At 64.8% G+C, this 19,336-nt stretch carries 19 protein-coding genes; 9 read left to right on the plus strand and 10 right to left on the minus strand.

What is annotated here, in order from left to right; genetic code table 11:
- Nucleotides 1-4 precede the first annotated feature (4 nt).
- Entirely contained in the window at nucleotides 5-1,513 is a 1,509-nt protein-coding gene (gene ilvA / locus ASE30_RS18265; protein WP_057285681.1) for a threonine ammonia-lyase, biosynthetic, read from the plus strand.
- 160 nt (nucleotides 1,514-1,673) lie between these two features.
- On the opposite strand, the gene ASE30_RS18270 is transcribed toward ilvA, so the two are convergent.
- Together ASE30_RS18270 and ASE30_RS18275 are read right to left on the minus strand one after the other, a co-directional pair.
- Complete coding sequence (locus ASE30_RS18270; RefSeq protein ID WP_057285682.1) at nucleotides 1,674-2,786, minus strand: porin; 1,113 nt, start codon at nucleotides 2,784-2,786, stop codon at nucleotides 1,674-1,676.
- 434 nt (nucleotides 2,787-3,220) lie between these two features.
- Nucleotides 3,221-3,601 (minus strand): DUF4148 domain-containing protein, encoded by a 381-nt coding sequence (locus ASE30_RS18275; RefSeq protein WP_057285683.1) that lies wholly within the window; start codon nucleotides 3,599-3,601, stop codon nucleotides 3,221-3,223.
- Nucleotides 3,602-3,984: 383 nt separating this feature from the next.
- Between ASE30_RS18275 and ASE30_RS18280 the strand changes: the two genes are divergently transcribed.
- Entirely contained in the window at nucleotides 3,985-4,875 is an 891-nt protein-coding gene (locus ASE30_RS18280; RefSeq protein WP_057285684.1) for a LysR family transcriptional regulator, read from the plus strand.
- A gap of 5 nt (nucleotides 4,876-4,880) precedes the next feature.
- Here the strand turns inward: ASE30_RS18280 and ASE30_RS18285 are convergent, their stop codons facing one another.
- The 8 genes from ASE30_RS18285 to purT all read right to left on the minus strand — a co-directional run bounded on the left by ASE30_RS18285 (nucleotide 4,881) and on the right by purT (nucleotide 14,146).
- The gene (locus ASE30_RS18285; protein WP_057285685.1) at nucleotides 4,881-5,435 is read right to left on the minus strand and encodes an adenine phosphoribosyltransferase; all 555 of its coding nucleotides are present in this window, start codon (nucleotides 5,433-5,435) and stop codon (nucleotides 4,881-4,883) included.
- Between the two features lie 54 nt (nucleotides 5,436-5,489).
- On the minus strand, nucleotides 5,490-7,187 hold the full coding sequence (gene cydC / locus ASE30_RS18290; protein ID WP_057285686.1) for a thiol reductant ABC exporter subunit CydC: 1,698 nt from the start codon (nucleotides 7,185-7,187) through the stop codon (nucleotides 5,490-5,492).
- The gene (gene cydD / locus ASE30_RS18295; RefSeq protein ID WP_057285687.1) at nucleotides 7,184-8,992 is read right to left on the minus strand and encodes a thiol reductant ABC exporter subunit CydD; all 1,809 of its coding nucleotides are present in this window, start codon (nucleotides 8,990-8,992) and stop codon (nucleotides 7,184-7,186) included. Before cydD ends, cydC begins: the two co-directional genes overlap by 4 nt.
- Entirely contained in the window at nucleotides 8,989-9,114 is a 126-nt protein-coding gene (gene cydX, locus ASE30_RS18300) for a cytochrome bd-I oxidase subunit CydX (protein ID WP_056560232.1), read from the minus strand. Before cydX ends, cydD begins: the two co-directional genes overlap by 4 nt.
- 16 nt (nucleotides 9,115-9,130) lie before the next feature.
- Nucleotides 9,131-10,285 carry a cytochrome d ubiquinol oxidase subunit II gene (gene cydB / locus ASE30_RS18305; protein ID WP_057285688.1) on the minus strand — a complete coding sequence of 385 codons (1,155 nt, stop codon included), beginning with the start codon at nucleotides 10,283-10,285 and terminating at the stop codon, nucleotides 9,131-9,133.
- Nucleotides 10,286-10,297: 12 nt separating this feature from the next.
- Complete coding sequence (locus ASE30_RS18310) at nucleotides 10,298-11,872, minus strand: cytochrome ubiquinol oxidase subunit I (RefSeq protein ID WP_057285689.1); 1,575 nt, start codon at nucleotides 11,870-11,872, stop codon at nucleotides 10,298-10,300.
- A 127-nt stretch (nucleotides 11,873-11,999) separates the two neighbouring features.
- The gene (locus ASE30_RS18315; protein WP_057285690.1) at nucleotides 12,000-12,545 is read right to left on the minus strand and encodes a GbsR/MarR family transcriptional regulator; all 546 of its coding nucleotides are present in this window, start codon (nucleotides 12,543-12,545) and stop codon (nucleotides 12,000-12,002) included.
- A gap of 383 nt (nucleotides 12,546-12,928) precedes the next feature.
- Nucleotides 12,929-14,146: a formate-dependent phosphoribosylglycinamide formyltransferase gene (gene purT, locus ASE30_RS18320; RefSeq protein WP_057285933.1), complete on the minus strand. Its 1,218-nt coding sequence runs from the start codon at nucleotides 14,144-14,146 to the stop codon at nucleotides 12,929-12,931.
- 103 nt (nucleotides 14,147-14,249) lie between these two features.
- Between purT and ASE30_RS18325 the strand changes: the two genes are divergently transcribed.
- The 7 genes from ASE30_RS18325 (at nucleotide 14,250) to ASE30_RS18355 (ending at nucleotide 19,334) form a co-directional block, all read left to right on the plus strand.
- Nucleotides 14,250-15,239, plus strand: a complete 990-nt coding sequence (locus ASE30_RS18325; RefSeq protein ID WP_057285691.1) for an SIS domain-containing protein — start codon at nucleotides 14,250-14,252, stop codon at nucleotides 15,237-15,239.
- Nucleotides 15,236-15,844, plus strand: a complete 609-nt coding sequence (locus ASE30_RS18330) for an HAD family hydrolase (RefSeq protein WP_082601629.1) — start codon at nucleotides 15,236-15,238, stop codon at nucleotides 15,842-15,844. Before ASE30_RS18325 ends, ASE30_RS18330 begins: the two co-directional genes overlap by 4 nt.
- 37 nt (nucleotides 15,845-15,881) lie before the next feature.
- The gene (gene lptC, locus ASE30_RS18335; RefSeq protein ID WP_057285693.1) at nucleotides 15,882-16,514 is read left to right on the plus strand and encodes an LPS export ABC transporter periplasmic protein LptC; all 633 of its coding nucleotides are present in this window, start codon (nucleotides 15,882-15,884) and stop codon (nucleotides 16,512-16,514) included.
- Nucleotides 16,511-17,140 carry a lipopolysaccharide transport periplasmic protein LptA gene (gene lptA / locus ASE30_RS18340; RefSeq protein ID WP_057285694.1) on the plus strand — a complete coding sequence of 210 codons (630 nt, stop codon included), beginning with the start codon at nucleotides 16,511-16,513 and terminating at the stop codon, nucleotides 17,138-17,140. The genes lptC and lptA overlap by 4 nt, the downstream gene beginning before the upstream one ends.
- A 33-nt stretch (nucleotides 17,141-17,173) precedes the next feature.
- Nucleotides 17,174-17,968, plus strand: a complete 795-nt coding sequence (lptB, locus tag ASE30_RS18345) for an LPS export ABC transporter ATP-binding protein (RefSeq protein WP_057285695.1) — start codon at nucleotides 17,174-17,176, stop codon at nucleotides 17,966-17,968.
- Between the two features lie 222 nt (nucleotides 17,969-18,190).
- Complete coding sequence (gene hpf / locus ASE30_RS18350) at nucleotides 18,191-18,529, plus strand: ribosome hibernation-promoting factor, HPF/YfiA family (protein WP_006216296.1); 339 nt, start codon at nucleotides 18,191-18,193, stop codon at nucleotides 18,527-18,529.
- Nucleotides 18,530-18,878: 349 nt separating this feature from the next.
- Entirely contained in the window at nucleotides 18,879-19,334 is a 456-nt protein-coding gene (locus ASE30_RS18355) for a PTS sugar transporter subunit IIA (RefSeq protein ID WP_057285696.1), read from the plus strand.
- Nucleotides 19,335-19,336: the final 2 nt, after the last annotated feature.

Consider the following 19,336-nt stretch of genomic DNA (forward strand, 5'->3'; position numbering starts at 1 on the left):
GTCCATGTCCACTGATTATCTGAAACGCATCCTGACTTCCAAGGTCTATGACGTCGCGGTCGAATCGCCGCTTGAAACGGCGCCCCTGCTGTCTCAGCGGATGTCGAACACGATCATGCTCAAGCGTGAAGATACCCAGGCGGTGTTCAGCTTCAAGCTGCGCGGCGCGTACAACAAGATGGCCAATCTGACCCCCGCAGCCCGCAATCGCGGCGTCATCGCGGCATCGGCCGGCAATCACGCCCAGGGCGTCGCGCTGGCGGCCAGCCGTCTGGGCTGCCGCGCGGTCATCGTCATGCCCACCACCAGCCCCCAGGTGAAGATCGACGCGGTCCGGCGCCTGGGCGGCGAGGTCGTGCTGGCCGGCGAGAGTTTTTCGGACGCCTACGCGCATGCGCAGATCCTGGAAAAGAAAGAAAAGCTGACCTTCGTCCATCCCTTCGACGACCCCGACGTGATCGCCGGCCAGGGCACGGTGGGCATGGAGATCCTGCGCCAGCATCCCGGCCCGATCGACGCCATCTTCGTCGCCATCGGCGGTGGCGGCCTGATCGCGGGGGTGGCTGCCTACATCAAGCAATTGCGGCCCGAGATCAAGATCATCGGCGTGCAGACCGAAGACTCCGACGCCATGCTGCGCAGCGTGCGCGCCGGCCGGCGCGTCCAATTGAATGACGTGGGCCTGTTCTCGGACGGCACGGCGGTCAAGATGGTGGGCGCGGAAACCTTCAAGCTCGCGCGCAAGTATGTCGACGACTTCGTGGTGGTCAACACCGATGCGATCTGCGCCGCCATCAAGGATGTCTTCCAGGACACGCGCAGCGTGCTGGAGCCCGCGGGCGCGATGGCGGTGGCGGGCGCCAAACAGTACGCGGCCGAGCACCACCTGAAAGGCAAGACGCTGGTGGCCATCGCCTGCGGCGCCAACATGAACTTCGACCGCCTGCGCTTCGTGGCGGAACGCGCCGAGGTCGGCGAAATGCGCGAGGCCGTGTTCGCGGTCACGATGCCCGAGCAGCGGGGCAGTTTCCGCCGCTTCTGCGAACTGGTAGGCGAGCGCAGCGTCACCGAGTTCAACTACCGGATCTCGGACGCGGACCGCGCCCATGTCTTCGTCGGCATCCAGGTGTCGTCGGCAGCCGAGCCGGACAAGATCGCCGCGAACTTCCGCCGCCACGGCTTCGATACGCTGGACCTGACCCACGATGAAATGGCCAAGACCCACTTGCGCCACATGGTGGGCGGCCGGTCGGCGCTGGCGCGCAACGAGCTGCTGTACCGTTTCGAATTCCCGGAACGTCCGGGCGCGCTGATGCGGTTCCTGAACGCAATGAATCCCGACTGGAACATCAGCCTGTTCCATTACCGCAACCAGGGCGCGGACTATGGCCGCATCCTGATCGGCATCCAGGTGCCGCCCGCGGACAAAAAGCAGTTCCGCAATTTCGTGGCCGAACTCGGTTACCCGCATTGGAACGAAACCGACAACCCGGCCTACAAACTGTTCCTGTAGAAACGCCGGCGGAAAAACGAGAGGGCCTCCTTGCGGAGGCCCTTCCCTTCTGCGCTCAATATGCGCCTGGCTGAACCCAGTTAGGGGGGTTCGCTGTCACTCGGCGGCTCACGGAGAATGGGCCGCGCATTCAGCAAGGTTCAGCCAGACGTTCAGTCGCTTAGAAACGGTGACGCACGCCAACCGCGACCGCGGTGTCGGTGGCATCGTGCTGGAACGCGTAGTTGTCGCCATAGGAGGCGTAGGCGTACAGGTTGGTGCGCTTGGTAAAGTCGTACGTGTAGCCCAGGCTGTAGACGTTGAACGTCGCGTCGTCGCCGGTCAGCTTGTCGTTGTTGGCGGTCGCGCGCTGCCAGGAACCGAACACGGCGTGGCGGCCCAACGGCACGGTGGCGCCGATCATGTACGAATTGGCGCGAAAGCCGTCAGCCAGCTTGAACGTGCCCAGGTTGGTCATGCCCTCCGGCGTGGTGCCCATGTTCTGGCCCAGGAACCAACCGTCACGGGTCTGGCCAAACGCCGCAGCCAGCTTCACGACTTCAAAGTCATAGGTGCCGCCAACGATGTATTCCTGGATACGCGCGGCATCCTTGCCGCCCGCGCGGTCATTGGACGGATTGAAGCGGTCGTACGAGGCGGCCAGGTTCAGCGGACCGTTTACGTACTGCACACCGGCAGTCAGCACGCGGTTGTTGTTACCCGTCTGGAAACCCGTCTGCTTCGTGTCGCTGACGCTGTCGTCGGCGCTGAACGAGTAGCCGATGCCGGCCTTGAAGCCGCTCATGCTGGGGGTTTGATACAGGACCATGTTGTCCAGGCGCAGCGTGTTGGCGCTACCGAACGTGGTGCCCATGTTGGCGGTGTTGTAGCTGGTCGAGAACGGGTCGATCGAACCGAAGTACTTGGAAGCCAGATTCGTCTGGCGGCCGAATTCCAGGCGCCCCCACGAATCGCTGTCCAGGCCGACCGTGGCCTGGCGGCCGAACAGGCGGTTGCTTTGCAGCGACTTGCCGTTCATCGGACCGAAGCCCCCTTCCAGGGTGAACACGGCACGCAGGCCATCGCCCAGGTCTTCGGTGCCGCGCAGGCCAAAACGCGAGCCGCTGCTCACGCCCTGCACGCCGCCGAAGCGGCTTTGCGAATCACCCTTGAACTTCACTTTTTCGTAGCCGACACCGGCATCTATCAAGCCGTACAGCGTAACGGAGTCGGCGGCCTGCGCTGCCCCGGCAAAGCCGGCCAGCAACGTCACGGCCAAAAGCGTCTTCTTCATATAAATCCCCAAAATGGCGAGATGAAAGGCACATTGCGGATATGCCGCGCGAATGACGGATACCTGCGTGCCGCTGCATACAGGCGAGCGGCCCATGCATTGGAGCTAGTGTCCGGTTTGTAGCCATTTGTAGTAACCAGGATTTCGAGGAACTACTTTCCACTAGCGGGACAATGACCTTTTTCTTACATCCCGCCCGCCCTGGAGAGTCACGATAATGTCTTGATAATTAACGTGAATGCCATGCAAATCCAGGAGGGACCCCGAGGGAAATCATCCTCCTGCCCCATTCGGATCGACAAGAGTTATTGGGCTGCCGGGATAATCTTTGCGGCGTAAATGCCACACTTCAGGGAGGTTCCAACAAAAAACCCCTCGGCGTTGCAAGGGGTTTTCCATGTTGTTCCCGGCTGCCGGGGAACCGGTCCTGCGATTCACCGGCCCGTGGGCGGGTAGTCCAATTCGCCAAACGTGTATTCCCCGCGCGCCTTGGCATCCGCAAGTTCCTGGCGGACCTGATCGCGGCTCTTGCCTGCCGATTGCGCCACGGTCTTGGGCGGGTAGTCCAGTTCGGCGGACGTCACCTGGCCGGCGGCCTTGGCGCTCTGCAGTTCCTGCTGGACTTGTTCACGCGACAGGGTGGTGCGCGGCGCGGCGGCGGGCGGGTAATCCAGCTCGCCGAACGTGACCTGGCCGGCGGCCTTGGCGGCCTGCAGTTCCTGTTGAACCTGTTCACGCGTCTTGCCATCGGCGTGTGCGGCGGACATTCCCACCAGCGTGGCGGTAACCATAAGTGCGGTAGCTAGGGCTTTCATTTCGATGACTCCATCCTAAACCTTGCACATCGTCCTCTGCCAGGCTGGCAGGTGCGACATGTCGGTTGATTGCTGGGGACGAAGTATCTGGCGATTGGAGCTTAGTAAAAACCCTTATTTTGGTGAACATATTTGCACCGATGGGACAATTGCAGCATGTATCGGGTAACGCATGCGCGCACCTTGACCAGTCCCGGCGTCGATCACCCCGCTGCAAGCCCCGGCGGCGTTCAGCCTTCAGCAAGCTAGGTAACGCAGCGTGAAATCGCCACGCCAGAAGGCTGCTGTCCGGGATGGGGAAATAGACATTTCTGCTGGCGGGACAATAAATCCATTTATGATATGAATCTGCCAGAAATGGAATTTTGAGTCTCGAGGGCCACATGGATATCCAGCTTAACGACATCGCGCTCTTCGTCGAGGTCGCCAAGCGCAAGAATTTCAGCCACGCCGCCGAAGCCTTGAACATTCCGACCTCCACCCTTTCGCGCCGCGTGAGCGAACTGGAACGCAGCGTCGGCATGCGGCTGCTCAACCGCAGCACCCGCAAGATCGATCTGACCGAAGCGGGCGCCATCTACTTTGAGCGCTGCCGGCACATCGTGGAAGAAGCGCGTATCGCGCACGATCAGCTCCTGGACATGGCGGTGCAGCCCAAAGGGCGCCTGCGCATTTCCCTGCCGACCAGCCTTGCACAGTTGTTCCTGCCCGCCGTCATCAGCGAATTCCGCGAACAGCATCCGGACATCGAATGCGACTTCGATCTGAGCATGCGCCCGATCGACCCCATCAGCAATCCGTTCGACCTGATCCTGCGATTTGGCCAGCAGCCCGATTCCAGCCTGATTTCGCGCAAGATCGTGCTGATGGCGCACCAGTTGTATGCGTCGCCCCAGTACCTGGCGCGCCACGGAGAGCCGCGCGTGCCCGCGGACCTTGCCCATCACGAATGCTTGCGCCCGACGATGCGCGAAGAGTCATCCTTCTGGATGCTTCATTCGGCCGACAAGGTCGAGCGCGTGCAGGTGTCGGGACGCCTGTCCGCGAACAACGTCGGCATGCTGGGACGTCTGGCCGGACAGGGCCTGGGCATTACGCCGCTGCTGGTCTTTGACGCGATGGAACGCGCCATCGAGCAGGCGGGCCTCGTGCGCGTGCTGCCCGAATGGAGCCTCACGCCCCTGCCGCTGTTCGCGCTGCTGCCGTCACGCATGCTGCCCGCCAAGACCAAGGCCTTCCTGGATTTCATCCAGCCCCGGCTATCGGACGCCTGAGCCCGCTACGGTGCGGGGTCGGTTCCGTACTGACAGACGGTATAGAGCGGCGTGCCCGTGGCCGCGACCTTGGCGGATCCGCCCAGGTCCGGCAGGTCGATGATGGCGGCGGCTTCCACCACGTTGGCGCCCAGGCGCTGCAACAGCTTGATCGCGGCCAGCATGGTCCCGCCCGTGGCGATCAGGTCGTCCACGAGCAAAACGCGCTGCCCGGTGCGGACGGAATCGGTATGCATCTCGACCGCCGCGTTGCCGTACTCGAGCGAGTATTCCTCGGCAACGGTGCGGTAGGGCAGTTTGCCCTTTTTACGCACCGGCACGAAACCCAGGTTGAGCTCGTAGGCAAGCACGCTGCCCACGATGAAGCCGCGCGCGTCGACGCCCGCCACCAGATCCAGGCGCTGGCGCATATAGCGATAGACGAAGAGATCGATCAGGACCCGGAACGCACGGGGATCCTGCAGCACCGGCGTGATGTCGCGGAAGATGACACCGGGTTGGGGCCAGTCCGGAACGCTGCGGATGGTGCGCCGGATGAACTCGGCGTTGTCGGTCTGCATGGAAGACGGCCCTGAAGAATTGAAGCAAGGCGAACTATAACCTTGCAACCGCGCTTAAGCCAGGATCGCGGGCTGCGATGACAAGTCATGCAGCCGTCCGCCGCGCAATGCAAGGCAACGATGGACTGCGCCCTCGGGCAAGGCCGCGTGGGTCGCCAGCACCACCGTGCGTCCCCGCACCGCGCCGGCCAGGTCCGCGAAGAACGCCGCCTCGGCCTCGGCGTCCAGCCCCGAGGTGGGCTCGTCGAGCACGATGATGGCCGCCGGCGCCAGCAGCGCCCGCGCCAGGCACAGGCGGCGCGCTTGCCCCGCCGACAACCGCGACCCGGTTTCGCCCGCCCAGGTATCCAGTCCGTCGGGCAGGCCGCGCACGAAATCGCCCAACCTGGCCGCGTCCAGGGCCGCCCACAACGCGGCATCGCTGGCGTCGGGATCGCCGATCAGCAGATTGGTGCGCAAGGTGCCCAGGAACATCGGCGCATCCTGCGATAGCAGGGCGATGCGGCGGTGCCAATCGGCCTGCGCGCATTCGCGCGCATCGCACCCGCCAAACCGCACGTGCCCCGCCTGCGGATCTTCCAGGCGCAGAAGCAGGTGCAGCAAGGTGGACTTGCCCGCCCCGCTGGTGCCGACGATCGCGATCCGTTCGCCGGGCTCGACCCGCAGGCTGATGTCATCCAGCACCAGCGGGCTGCCGTCCGCGGTACGGGCGGGATACGAGAAGTGGACGCGCTCCATTTCCAGCACTCCGCTGCGGGGCAACGCGCGGGGCGTCGCCGGATCCTGCATGTCGGGTCCGCATTGCGTCACCTCGCGGATGCGCGCGGCAGCCGACATCGCGGATCCCATTCGGGACGCGCCGCGCATGATCGGCCCGGCCACCTCGAAGATGCCGATGACCGCCAGCAGCAGGCCGGCCAGCACCGGCCCCGTCATATGGCCGGTCTCGAGCCTGGCCAGGCCGAACCACAGCATTGCCAGCACGGCCAGCCCCGCGGCGACTTGGAGGAACCACTGCCCTCTTACCGCCACCCGCGCCTGGCTGCGGCGCGCCAGCGCGCTGGCCTCGCACAGGCGTTCGAAATGCGCCAGGGTCTGCGCCTGCGCATGCAAGGCGGCCATGTCCGCGTGACCATCCACCGCGTCCAGCGTGGCGGCGCGCAAGCCCGCCGCGCTTTCCTGGGCGGCGGCGCCCGGCTTGCGCGCCGCGCGCAATAGCCAGAAGGGCACCGCCACGCAGGCCGTCAGCAGGGCCAGCGCGAACACCAGCGCGGCGGCGGGCACCCATTGCCCCAGCACGGCGGTCAGCACCGCGCCCGCCAGGATGGCGGTCGCCAGCGGCGCCAGCACAAAGAGAAAAACCGTGTCGAGCGCATCGACGTCGCCCGTCATGCGCGCGACCAGGTCACCGCTGCGATAACGCGCGAGTTGACGCGGCGTCAGCCGGATCAACGCCGAGAACACCGTGGCGCGCAGATCGGCCAGCAGGCGCAGGGTCGCGGAATGCCCGACCACCCTATCCGCGTAGCGCGACACGATCCGCAGGAAAGAAAGCCCGCGCACCAGCGCGGAAGGCGCGAACAGGTTGAAGACGCTCCCCGCGCCGGCCAGCGCCGCGCCGGTCAGGAACCAGCCGGACACGCCCAGCAGCCCGACGCCGGCGGCAACCGTCGCCAGCGCACAGAACAATGCGAGCAAAAGCCCGCTTTTTCGGCGCGCATAGAGCGGCAGGAGCAGCAACAGGTTCTTCATGCTTCTTCCAGATTGCCACGCGCCACGCGCACGACCCGGCCAAACCGGGCGGCAACGGCGGGCGCATGCGTCGCCAGCAGCAAGCTGCGGCCCTGGGAAAATTCCAGGATGGCGTCCAGCACCCGGGCCTGCGTGGCTTCGTCCAGATGCGCCGTGGGCTCGTCGAGCAGGATCAGGCCCGGATCGCGCAGGAACAGCCGGGCCAGCGCCACGCGCTGCGCCTGCCCGCCGGACAGGCCGTGGCCCCGGCTGCCCAGCGGCGTATCCAGCCCCTGCGGCAGCAAGGCCGAGAACTCCAGCACGCAGGCGCGCCTGGCCGCGTCCTGGACCTGTTCGTCCGAGGCATCGGGACGGCCCAGACGGATGTTGTCGGCGATCGAACCCGCCAGCAATTGAGGCCTCTGGCCGATCAGCGCGACCCGCTGCCGCAGCGCGGGCTCGCTCCATTCGGCGAGCGGCACGCCGTCGATGCGGATGTCGCCATCGGCGGGGCGCAATCGCGCCATGGCTTCGATCAGCGTCGTTTTTCCGATACCGCTCGGGCCCATCAGCGCCACATGCTCCCCGGGCGACAGTATCAACGATGCATCCTCCAGCACCGCCTGGTTGCGTCCGGGCGCATCCACGCGCAGGGCGGTGATGGCGATGCCGGCGCTCTTTCCCGCGTGCGCTCGCGCCCTGCCCTGTTGGGTTGCCTGTTGGGTCGTCTGTTGGGTCGTCTGTTGGGTCGTCTGTTGGGTCGTCTGTTCTGCCGCCTGTTCGGCGGCTTCTTGCGGAAGGCCGTCGAACAGCACCGCGATCTGCGTGACGGCGGCAAGCGCCGTGGCCCGATCGTGATAGTGCGCCGCGAACTGGCGCAGCGGCGCATAGACCTCCGGCGCCATCAGCAGACAGAACAGGCCGGCCTGCAAGGTCAGCGGCGTCCAGCGCAGATCCAGGAAGCCCAGATAGGTCAGGCCGATATAAACCGCCACCCCCGCCACGCCCAGCGCCGCGAAGAACTCCAAAATGGCGGATGACAGGAAGGCAATGCGCAGCACCGACATCGTGCGCTGACGCAGCGCATCGCTGGCGGCCACGACGGATGCGGCTTCGGCCTGCGCGCGGCCATAGAGCTTCAGGGTGGAGAGCCCGCGCAGCCGGTCGGCGAAGAATCCCGACAAGCGGGCGAAGGCGCGCAGGTGGCGGCGGCTGGCGCCTTGCGCGCCCCATCCCACCAGGGCCATGAACAGCGGAATCAAGGGCGCCGTGATCAGCAGCACCAGGCCGGCGATCACGTCCACCGGAAATAACAGCACCGAGAAGGCGACCGGCAGCATCGCGGCAGCGGCCATCGCAGGCAGGTATTTGGCAAAGAAGCCGTCCAGCGCTTCCACCTGGTCCACCACGGCGCTGGCCAGTTCGCCCGACGCCTTTCCCCGGCTCCAGTGAGGCCCCTTGTTCACGAGCCGCTGGAACAAAGACTGGCGCACATGACGCTTGATGCGTTCGGAAGCGTCCGCGCCCGCGCGCTCACCTGCCCAGCCGATGCAGGCGCGCAGCAGCATCAACCCCGCGATACCCAGAATGCCGCCCAGCAGTTCCTGCCGGGGTATTTGGCCGACGATCGCCGAATCCAGCACGCTGGCAAGCAGCCATGCCTGCACGACCAGCAAGGCGCCGCTGACCAGGGGCGCGGCGCCCGCCAGGATCAGCGGATAACGCGCCTCTTTGGCAAGCGCCATCAACCACCGCGACTGTTCGCGCGGCGGCTTCTGGAGGGTTGCCGACGGATCGTGCTCGAGGCTGCTGGCGCCGCTGCTCACTCGTCGCCGCGGCTGGCGCGCGGGTCATGGGACTGACCCTCGCGCAGCTCGAACCACATTGCATTGAGGATGGCGAACGCACACGCCAGGCCCAGGCCGAGTATCCACGAGAAATACCACATGGTGGAGGCTCCTTGATTAGTATGAATTGGGCGTGTCGCCCACCGAGTCGTGGGTGACCTTGCCGCGCATGACGCGATATACCCAACCGGTGTAGACCGTCACGATGGGCAGGAAGATGGCGACCGCGATGACCATGATCCACAGTGTCAGATGGCTGGAAGATCCGTCCCAGATGGTCAGGCCCGCCTTCGGATTCGTCGACGAGGGCATGATGAACGGGAACAGCGAAAAGCCCACCGTCAGGATCACGCCTGTGATCGACGCCGCGGACGACAGGAACGCCAGCATGTTCGCGCGCACCGTCAGCAGCAGGGCCGCCAGCAAGGCACCCGCCACGCCCAGCGCCGGCGCGATCCACATCAACGGCCACTTCGCGTAGTTGGCCATCCACGCGCCGGTCTGCACCGCCACCGTCTTGAGCATCGGATCGGATGGAGCCGCCACGTCCACCACGCTGGTGATCGTGTGGCCGCCGACGCCGCCCGCTACCCAGAACCCCCCCGCCGCGAACAACGCAGCGGTCAGCACGGCGGAGAGCCGCCCCCAGTTGCGCGCCCGCGACGAAATGGGATCTTCCGTGCGCCACGCCAGCAGGACGGCGCCGTGCATGGCCAGCATCGCCACGCTGAGCACGCCCGCCAGCAACGCGAATGGCATGAAAAGCTGGAAGAAATGCCCTTCATACATGGGCCGCAGCGTCTGGGGGTCGAAGGTGAAGGGCACGCCCAGGATGATGTTGCCCATGGCCACGCCGAACACCAGCGAAGCCACTACGCCCGAAAAGCACAGCACGCCATCCCAACTGTTACGCCAGCGCGTGCCTTCCATCTTGCTTCGGTACTTGAACCCCACCGGACGCAGGATCAACGCGACCAGGACGAGCATCATCGCCAGGTAGAACCCGGAGAACGACGCGGCATACAGCAGGGGCCATGCGGCGAAGATGGCGCCGCCCGCTGTGATGAGCCAGACCTGGTTGCCCTCCCAGACCGGCCCCACCACGTTGATCACCACCCGCCGTTCGGCGTCGGTCTTGGCGACCACCGGCAACAGCGCGGCGACGCCCAGGTCAAAGCCGTCCATGACGGCAAAGCCGATGAGCAGGACGCCCAGCAGCACCCACCACACCACGCGCAACGTGCCGTAGTCGAAAGGAATAAGGGTATCCATCTGCGTCTCTCCTTAAGCGCGCACGGCGGCGCGCACTGGATCGGCGGCAACGTCGCCCGGCGCCGGCCCATCGGATTTCGGTCCGGCCTTGATGGCATGCAGCATCACCTTCACGCCGATGATCAGCAGCACCGTGTACAGCACCAGGTAGATCGAAAGACTGATGACCAGGTCGGTCATGGTCAGGCCCGATGCCGCGTAGTACGTGGGCAGCACGCCTTCGATCACCCAGGGCTGGCGGCCGTATTCGGCCACGAACCAGCCGCTTTCAATGGCAATCCATGGCAGGGGCAGGCTCCATACAGCCACCTTGAGCAGGCCGCGCCGGCTGTCCAGGCGCCCGCGCGATGCCAGCCAGAAGGCGACGCCGAAGAACAGGATCAGGTACATGCCCACCGCCACCATGATGCGGAACGCCCAGAACAGCGGCGCCACGGTGGGCACGGTGTCGATCGCGGCCTGCTTGATGTCGGCCTCGGTGACCTTGCTCATGTCGGTCTGGTGGCGCTTGACCAGCAGGGCATAGCCCAGGTCCGGCCAGGTCTTGTCGAACACCATGCGCGCATCCACGTCCTTCGGGTTGGCGCGGATCTTTTGCAGGGCCTCGTAGGCCACCATGCCGTCGCGGATACGATTCTCGGCGCGCAGGATCAGGTCGTTGATGCCCAGCAGCGGCGTCGTCAGCGAACGCGTGCCGATGATGCCCATTACATAGGGAATCTCCAGCGCGAAGTCGTTTCTGCGCTCTGCCTGGTTGGGAATCGCGATCAGGTTGAAGGACGCGGGCGGGGGCTCGGTGTGCCACATGGACTCGATGGCCGCGATCTTCATCTTCTGGTGTTCAGTGGTGAGGTAACCGCTTTCGTCGCCCAGCACCACGACGGACAGCGCGCCGGCCAGGCCGAAGCTGGCCGCCACTGCCATGGAGCGCTTGGCCAGATCGGTGTGACGGCCTTTCAGCAGATACCAGGCGCTGATCGACATGACGAACATGGCGCCTGTCACGTAGCCGGCGCTGACCGTATGCACGAACTTGGCCTGGGCCACGGGGTTGAAGATCACCGCGGCGAAGTCCGTCATCTCCATGCGCATGGTGTCGGGATTGAAGATCGAGCCGACCGGATTCTGCATCCAGCCGTTGGCGATCAGGATCCACAGCGCCGAGAAGTTGGTGCCGAACGCCACCAGCCAGGTCACGGCCAGATGGCTGACCTTCGACATGCGGTTCCAGCCGAAGAAGAACAGGCCGACGAAGGTGGCTTCCAGGAAGAAGGCCATCAGCCCTTCGAGCGCCAGCGGCGCGCCGAAGACGTCGCCGACGTAGTGGCTGTAATAGGACCAGTTCATGCCGAACTGGAATTCCATCACCACGCCGGTGGCAACGCCCAGGGCGAAGTTGATGCCGAAGAGCGTGCCCCAGAATATGGTCATCCGCTTCCAGATGGGGCGCCCCGTCATCACGTACACGCTTTCCATGATGGCCAGGATGAACGACAGGCCAAGCGTGAGAGGAACGAACAGGAAGTGATAGAGAACAGTCGCGGCGAACTGGAATCGCGACAGGTTCACGACGTCGAGATCAATCATTGGGCAGCTCCCAAAGCGTTGAAGTGCCGTGGCAACCGGCATGGTTCCCAGGCCGTCTCTCGCGCCATGTTAGGGGCGTTGCATACGACTTCATAGAGGTTTCCTGAAAAGATCGAGGCGGAACATGTCAGCCCTTGCCTCGCAATTTGCCGGCGAAACCCAGCACCTTCTGCACTTTCGAACCCATTTTCATCAGGCTCTGCAAGGTTTCTGGCGGCAGTCGTTGAACCTCATCGAACCATCCGGTGGACAGTTCGATGAGCTCCAGCATTTCGGTCATGCGTTGTTGCGCGTAGGCCTCGTCGGGGCCGGCCGGCGCCTCGAGCAGCGTGTCGCGCAACAGGGTGAGCGTGGGATCGATCTCGCGCTTGCGCTTTTCTTCCATCAGGATGCGGAAGATTTCCCACACGTCCTTCGGAGTCTCGAAATAATCGCGGCGGTCGCCTACCTGGTGAATCAGCTTGACCAGGCGCCAGGACTGCAGCTCTTTCAGGCCAAGGCTGACGTTCGAGCGCGAAAAGCCCAGGGCTTCGGCAATGTCGTCCGCGTTCAGGGGCTGCGGCGCCAGGAACAGCAAGGCGTAGATCTGGCCGACGGTGCGGTTCACGCCCCAACGGCTGCCCATTTCACCGAAGTGCAGGACGAAGCGTTCGTTTTGCGGGGATAGCGCCATGGGGGTCAGTCAGCCAAGGAAACTGCGAGGTGCACTGCAAGACACAAGCAGTTACTCCGCTTTCAGAAATTACTGAAATTATCGAACAAACACTGAGAAAGCGCAAACCTCACTGGCAGCAGGGGCGAAAGCGCAAGCGGAAGCGATTGCGCGGGTCGACAGCGCAAAATACCGGCCGGACGTGACAATCACGCAACAAAAAACCCCCGCTCACGGCGGCTGGCTGCCCCGGCAGGCATTTTTGTCAGGATGGCTGGGAAATAAAAATCGCCACCGGCCCGGAGGTCGGTGGCGATTCTTGGGGAAAAAACTTGCGGGTCAGCCCGCGGACGGTCCGCCCGCGATCGCGGGAAGGGATTCGGGAACGGATTCCGGGACGGCCGTCAGCCTGCCTTGACGGTCACGGCAGCGGACACGCGCTTGGCCTTGGCGCGCGCGGCGGCGACGTCCTCGGCCACCGCCAGGCCCACGCCCATGCGGCGCTTGACGAAGGATTCCGGCTTGCCGAAAAGCCGAATGTCCGTGCCCGGCTCGGCCAGGGCTTCGGCCACATTGTGGAAAGAGACCGCGGCGCATTCAACGCCGCCATAGATGACACTGCTGGCCCCGGCTTGGCGCAGGGTGGTGTCCACCGGCAGCCCCAGCAGGGCGCGGGCGTGCAGTTCGAATTCGTTCTGCGTCTGGGTGATCATGGTGACCATGCCGGTGTCGTGCGGACGCGGGCTGACTTCCGAGAACCAGACCTGATCGCCGGCCACGAAGAGCTCGACGCCGAAGATGCCCAGCCCGCCCAGGTCGGACGTGACGGCCAGCGCGATCTCGCGGGCGCGCTCCAGCGCGGCGGGCGACATCGGGTGCGGCTGCCAGCTTTCTACGTAGTCGCCATCGACCTGTTTGTGGCCGATGGGTTCGCAGTAGCGGGTTTCGACCTGGCCGTCGGCGCCCCGGGCGCGCACGGTCAGCAGGGTGATCTCGTAGTCGAAGCGGATGAATCCTTCGACAATGGCGCGCCCGCCGCCCACCCGGCCGCCTTCCTGGGCGTAGCGCCAGGCAGAGACCAGATCGTCGGCGCTTTTGATCACGGATTGGCCCTTGCCCGACGAAGACATGACCGGCTTGATGACGCAGGGATAGCCAATGCCGCCGTCGATGGCCTGGCGCAGTTCGTCCTCGGTGTCGACAAAACAGTAGGGCGAAGTCGGCAGCCCGAGGGTTTCGGCCGCCAGGCGCCGGATGCCCTCGCGGTTCATGGTCAGTTGGGCCGCGCGAGCCGTCGGCGTCACCCGCGCCACGCCCGCCGCTTCCAGTTCCACCAGCAAACTGGTGGCAATGGCCTCGATTTCGGGGACAATAACGTGCGGCCGCTCTTGTTCGATGATTTTTCGCAGGGCCTGCGGGTCCGTCATGGAGACCACATGCGCCCGATGCGCCACCTGGTGGCCCGGGGCGTCCGCATACCGGTCCACCGCGATCACTTCCACGCCCAGCCGTTGCAGGGCAATGATGACCTCTTTGCCCAGTTCCCCGGACCCGAGCAACATGACGCGGGTAGCCAGGGGGGACAGTGGCGTGCCAAGGACGGGGCTGGGAATGCTGGACATGGAGCGGGCCTGGAAGGAAAGTTTGAAAGCCGTTGAATGACCCGCCAGCATGCCATACCCCCCTGCCCGGGGCAAACTAGCACACTGATATTAAAATCCCTGCATGACTGACCATCCCACCACAACGTCCGGCACCGCGCTGGCATCTGCGCGCAGAACGCTGCGAATCGAAAGCCAGGGCCTGCTCGACCTGTCCGCCCGGCTGGACGACAGCTTCGAGCGGGTCGTGGATCTGCTGCTGGCATGCCGCGGCCGGGTGGTCGTGAGCGGCATCGGCAAGACGGGGCACATCGCCCGCAAGATCGCCGCGACGCTGGCCTCGACCGGCACCCCCGCTTTCTTCGTTCATGCCGCCGAGGCCGTCCACGGCGATCTGGGCATGATCACCCGGGACGACGTGCTCATCGCCATCTCCTATTCCGGCTCCGGCACCGAACTGCTGACCATCCTGCCGGTGGTCCGCCGCATGGGCGCGGGGCTGGTCGCCATTACCGGCAATCCGCATTCGGAACTGGCCCAGCAGGCGGACATCCACCTGGACGCCAGCGTGGCCCAAGAGGCCTGCCCGCTGAACCTGGCGCCCACCGCCAGCACCACGGCGGCCCTGGCCCTGGGCGACGCCCTGGCCGTCGCCTGTCTGGAAGCGCGCGGCTTCGGCCCGCAGGATTTCGCCCGTTCCCACCCGGGCGGAGCGCTTGGCCGCCGGCTGCTGACCCACGTGCGCGACGTCATGCGCCAGGGCGACGCGCTGCCTATCGTCCTGACCGGGACCCCGGTGTCGCAAGCGCTGGAAGTCATGTCGGCCAAGGGCATGGGCATGACTGTCGTGACAGACGCGCAGCACCGGCCCCTGGGTATATTCACCGACGGCGACCTGCGCCGCCTGATCGCGCGGCACGGCGATATCCGCAGCCTGACAGTCGAATCCGGCATGACGCGGTCCCCGCGCAGCATCAATCCCGACGCGCTCGCCGTCGAGGCCGCCCGGCAGATGGACGAGCAACGGCTCAATCACATGCTGGTGATGGACAATGACGGCGCACTGCTCGGCGCCTTGCATATGCATGATCTGATGGCCGCTAAAGTGGTATGACTATGACTCTTCCTGCTTCCGTGACTCACCCGGCCGACGCGCTGGTGCTTGCCCGTATCCCTTCGACCGTGCGCGAACGCGCCGCCGCCGTGCGCCTGATGGTGTTCGACGTGGACGGCGTTCTTACCGACGGCAGCCTCTATTACGGCGAAAGCGGTGAACTGCAAAAGCGCTTCAACGCGCTGGACGGCCACGGGCTGCGGCTGCTGATGGAGGGCGGACTGAAGGTGGCGCTGATGACGGGCCGATCCGGCCCCATCGTCGCGCGGCGCGCCGCCGAACTGGGCATCGCCGAGGTCATCCAGGGCGTGCGCGACAAAGGTGGCGCTTTGGCAGAACTTGCGCAGCGCACCGGTGTCCAACTGAACCAGACCGGTTACATGGGCGATGACATCATCGACCTGCCGGCCATGCAGCGCGCGGGCTTCGCGGCCAGCGTGCCAAATGCGCCCGGCTACGTCAGCCAGGCGGCGCACTGGGTCTCTGCCCACCCCGGCGGCAGCGGCGCCGTGCGCGAATGCTGCGACCTCCTGCTGGCCGCCCAGGGACGCCTGGGCGCGTTCCTGGCGGCGCCCGGGCTGCTAGGCCCCGGCGCCATCCAATGATCGCCCCGTCAACGAATACGCCCTTGCGGCGAACCTGATGAAAGAACGTTTTCCCTCATTGATCGCGCTGTTCCTGCTGCTGGTGCTGGTTTCCAGCTCGTGGTGGGCGGCCGATTACGCGCAGCGGGCCATCCAGGTGGACCCGCCGCGCCGCATCACGCATGAAATGGACGCGTGGTCCCGCAATTTCGTCATGCTGCGCACCGACCCGACCGGCAAGCCCATCAACCGGCTCGAAGGTGAGTACGCCGAGCATTTCCCCGACGACGATTCGTATCACATCACCGCGCCCCGGGCCGTCGGCCAACGCGAAACCAATCCCGTTACGGTCGCCGTGTCCAAGACGGCCGTCATGGAGCAAGGCGGCAAGCGCATCGTCATGGACGGCGACGCCCACGTGCTGCGCCAACCCGACGCCGACAACGACATGCTGGACGTGCGCAGCCAGCAACTGATCATCCTGCCCGACGACGACGTCGTCTTCACCGACCTGCCCGCGGTGGTCCTGAAGGGCCGCTCGCGCATGACGGGCAAGGGCATGCACTACAACAACAGAACGCGCCAATTGCAGGTTTCGGCATCGACCGATGTGGAAATTTCCGGTTCGGAAGGCAAACAGCAGCGCCGCACCGAAATTCCAGCCAACAACACTGACCAGAAGAAACCATGACCGACCTCCGGATTCTCCTTGCCCCGACGACTCGCCTGATCGGCGCCGTTCTGTTGACGGCCTCGGCCCTTGCGCCGGCTTATGCGGCGGACCCGGCCCCGAAGGCGGCAGCGCCGGCCGAAGAGCCCAGCACGCTGATCCTGTCGGACACCCTGCACTACGACGACATCAAGAAGCAAAGCGTCTTCACGGGCAACGTCAATCTAACGCGCGGCCTCATGACGCTGTCCTCCGACACGCTGCAAATGACCGAGGACGCGCAGGGCAACCAGTACGGCACGGCCACCGCCGACAAGGGCAAGGTCGTCACCATCCGCCAGGAACGCCCCGACACCTTCGAACTCATCGAGGGCAAGGGCCTGCGCGCCGAATACGACGGCACCAAGAGCACTTTCGACCTGATCGGCCAGGCCGTGGTGGTCCGTTACGTCTGTGGGAAACCCTTCGATACCATTCGGGGCGAACGGGTACGCTACAACGAGAAGACCGGCACCTACGAAGCCCAGGGCGGCCCCAACTCCGCCGCGGCGGGGGGACGGGTACGTTCCGTGGCCGAACCGCGCGCCAAGGCGGACGCAGCCGTCGCCGAATGCCGCAAGCAGCAGGCAGCCAAGAAAGGGCGCTGAAGCGCTTCCCATGCAACACCACTCGCAGCCACGATGAACCAACCCTCAGTGCCGACACCCGTGACCTCCGCCCCTTCGGGCGTCAAGCAGGGCAGCCTGCGCGCAACCGGATTGCGCAAAACCTATAACGGCCGGACCGTGGTGCAGGACGTGTCCCTGTCCGTGGTCAGCGGCGAAGTCGTCGGCCTGCTGGGCCCCAACGGCGCGGGCAAGACCACCAGCTTCTACATGATCGTGGGCCTGGTGCCCGCGGACGCCGGCCGCATCGAGATCGATGGCGCCGTCATCACCGCGATGCCGATCCACAAGCGCGCGCGCATGGGCCTGTCGTACCTGCCCCAGGATGCCTCGGTGTTCAGGCGCCTGACGGTCGAGCAGAACATCCGCGCCGTGCTGGAACTGCAGCTTGGGCCGGATGGCCGTCCCTTGTCCACGCCCCGGATCAACGAGCAGATGGAATCGCTGCTCGAAGAGCTGCAGATCGGCCACATCCGCAGCAATGCCGCGATTTCGCTGTCGGGCGGCGAACGCCGCCGCGTGGAAATCGCGCGCGCGCTGGCCACCAGCCCGCGCTTCATCTTGCTGGACGAACCCTTCGCCGGCGTGGATCCCATCGCCGTCATCGAGATCCAGCGCATCGTGCGCTTCCTGAAGGGCCGCGGCATCGGCGTTCTGATCACCGATCACAACGTGCGCGAAACGCTGGGCATCTGCGACCGCGCCTACATCATCAGCGAGGGCAAGGTGCTGACCGACGGCCATCCCGACGAAATCGTGGGCGATCCCGCCGTGCGCCGCGTCTATCTGGGCGAACACTTCCGCATGTAACCGTGGCTCGGGAAGACCCTTAGGCGCCCCCTTGGACGGGGCTTCCCTACCCCCTAGGGGTTCAGCCATAAAAATGCCATGTTCTTGCGCTAGGTCAGCTTGTTTTATCGGCCCGAGTCTATACACTAGTACTAAACGAACCTGCTTATTGAAGGAGAACGCCTAACGAATCCATCGCGCCTTTTGCGCAACCTTTTTCCTCTTTTAGAAGGAGAGCACACTATGAACCTGAGCATCTGCGGTCGTCACCTCGACGTCACCCCGGCAATCCGGGAATATGTCATGAACAAATTGGCGCGAGTGCTGCGGCATTTCGATCACGTCATCGATACCCAGGTCATGCTCTCGGTAGAGCCCCTGCGGCATAGAGCCGAAATCACCATGCGTCTAAGCGGTAAAGACATTCATTGTGAAGCAACCGATGAAAACCTCTATGCAGCGATAGACCTTCTTGCCGACAAAGTCGACCGTCAGGTCATCAAGCACAAGGACAAGGTGAGAAGTCACTCAGCGGAGTCCGTGAAGCGGCAAGCGGCGAGCCTTTCGCCACCCCAGCAGTAACGCGCTTCATGACCGCTCACCCTGAGCGACGAGCTATACAGCGATCCTAGGATCCTGCCCAAGTCCCGGTGTCCCGCTAGACTTCGCGTCCAGTTGGGGCATCGGCAAACTCCCTCCCGCAGCACCCCATCCCCCATCTGCCCCTAATTCCCGGTTTTTGCCGGCGGATCTGCGTTGCCCCGCAATTCCCCCCGTTTGGCCAGCCACTGGCCGCCCCCCGGCCAGCGAATGCCCACAATCGGGCGCTATCGGTCTATGCTGTCGCTCTTGCCGCTCCGTTGGCGCCCCGTTACGGGTCCGCCTCGGAGCCTAATTATTGCAGTGCGTCATATAACCATATAATGATCCGATGAATCATTTGTCGCGCATCCTCCCCGCCGGCAACGTCGTGCTCGATATGCTCGCCACGAGCAAGAAACGTGCGTTCGAACAAGCCGGCCTGCTTTTTGAAAACAACCATGGCCTGGCGCGCGCGCTCGTGTTCGACAGCCTGTTTGCCCGGGAACGCCTGGGCTCGACTGCCCTCGGGCAGGGCGTGGCCGTTCCGCACGGCCGCGTGAAAGGACTGGAGCAGGCGTTGGCGGCATTCATCCGCCTGGCCCAGCCCATCACCTTCGACGCCCCCGATGGACAGCCCGTGTCGATGCTGCTGTGCCTGCTGGTGCCGGAAACGGCAACCCAGCAGCACCTGGACATCCTGGCCGAACTCGCTCAGCTCATGTCCAACAAGGCATTGCGCGAGGCCCTGGCTACGGAGCCCGATCCGGCCATCGTCCACAAGATGCTCACCACCGGCCAACTCTGATC

It is taken from the genome of Achromobacter sp. Root83 (assembly GCF_001428845.1).
Classification (GTDB): Bacteria; Pseudomonadota; Gammaproteobacteria; order Burkholderiales; family Burkholderiaceae_B; genus Achromobacter.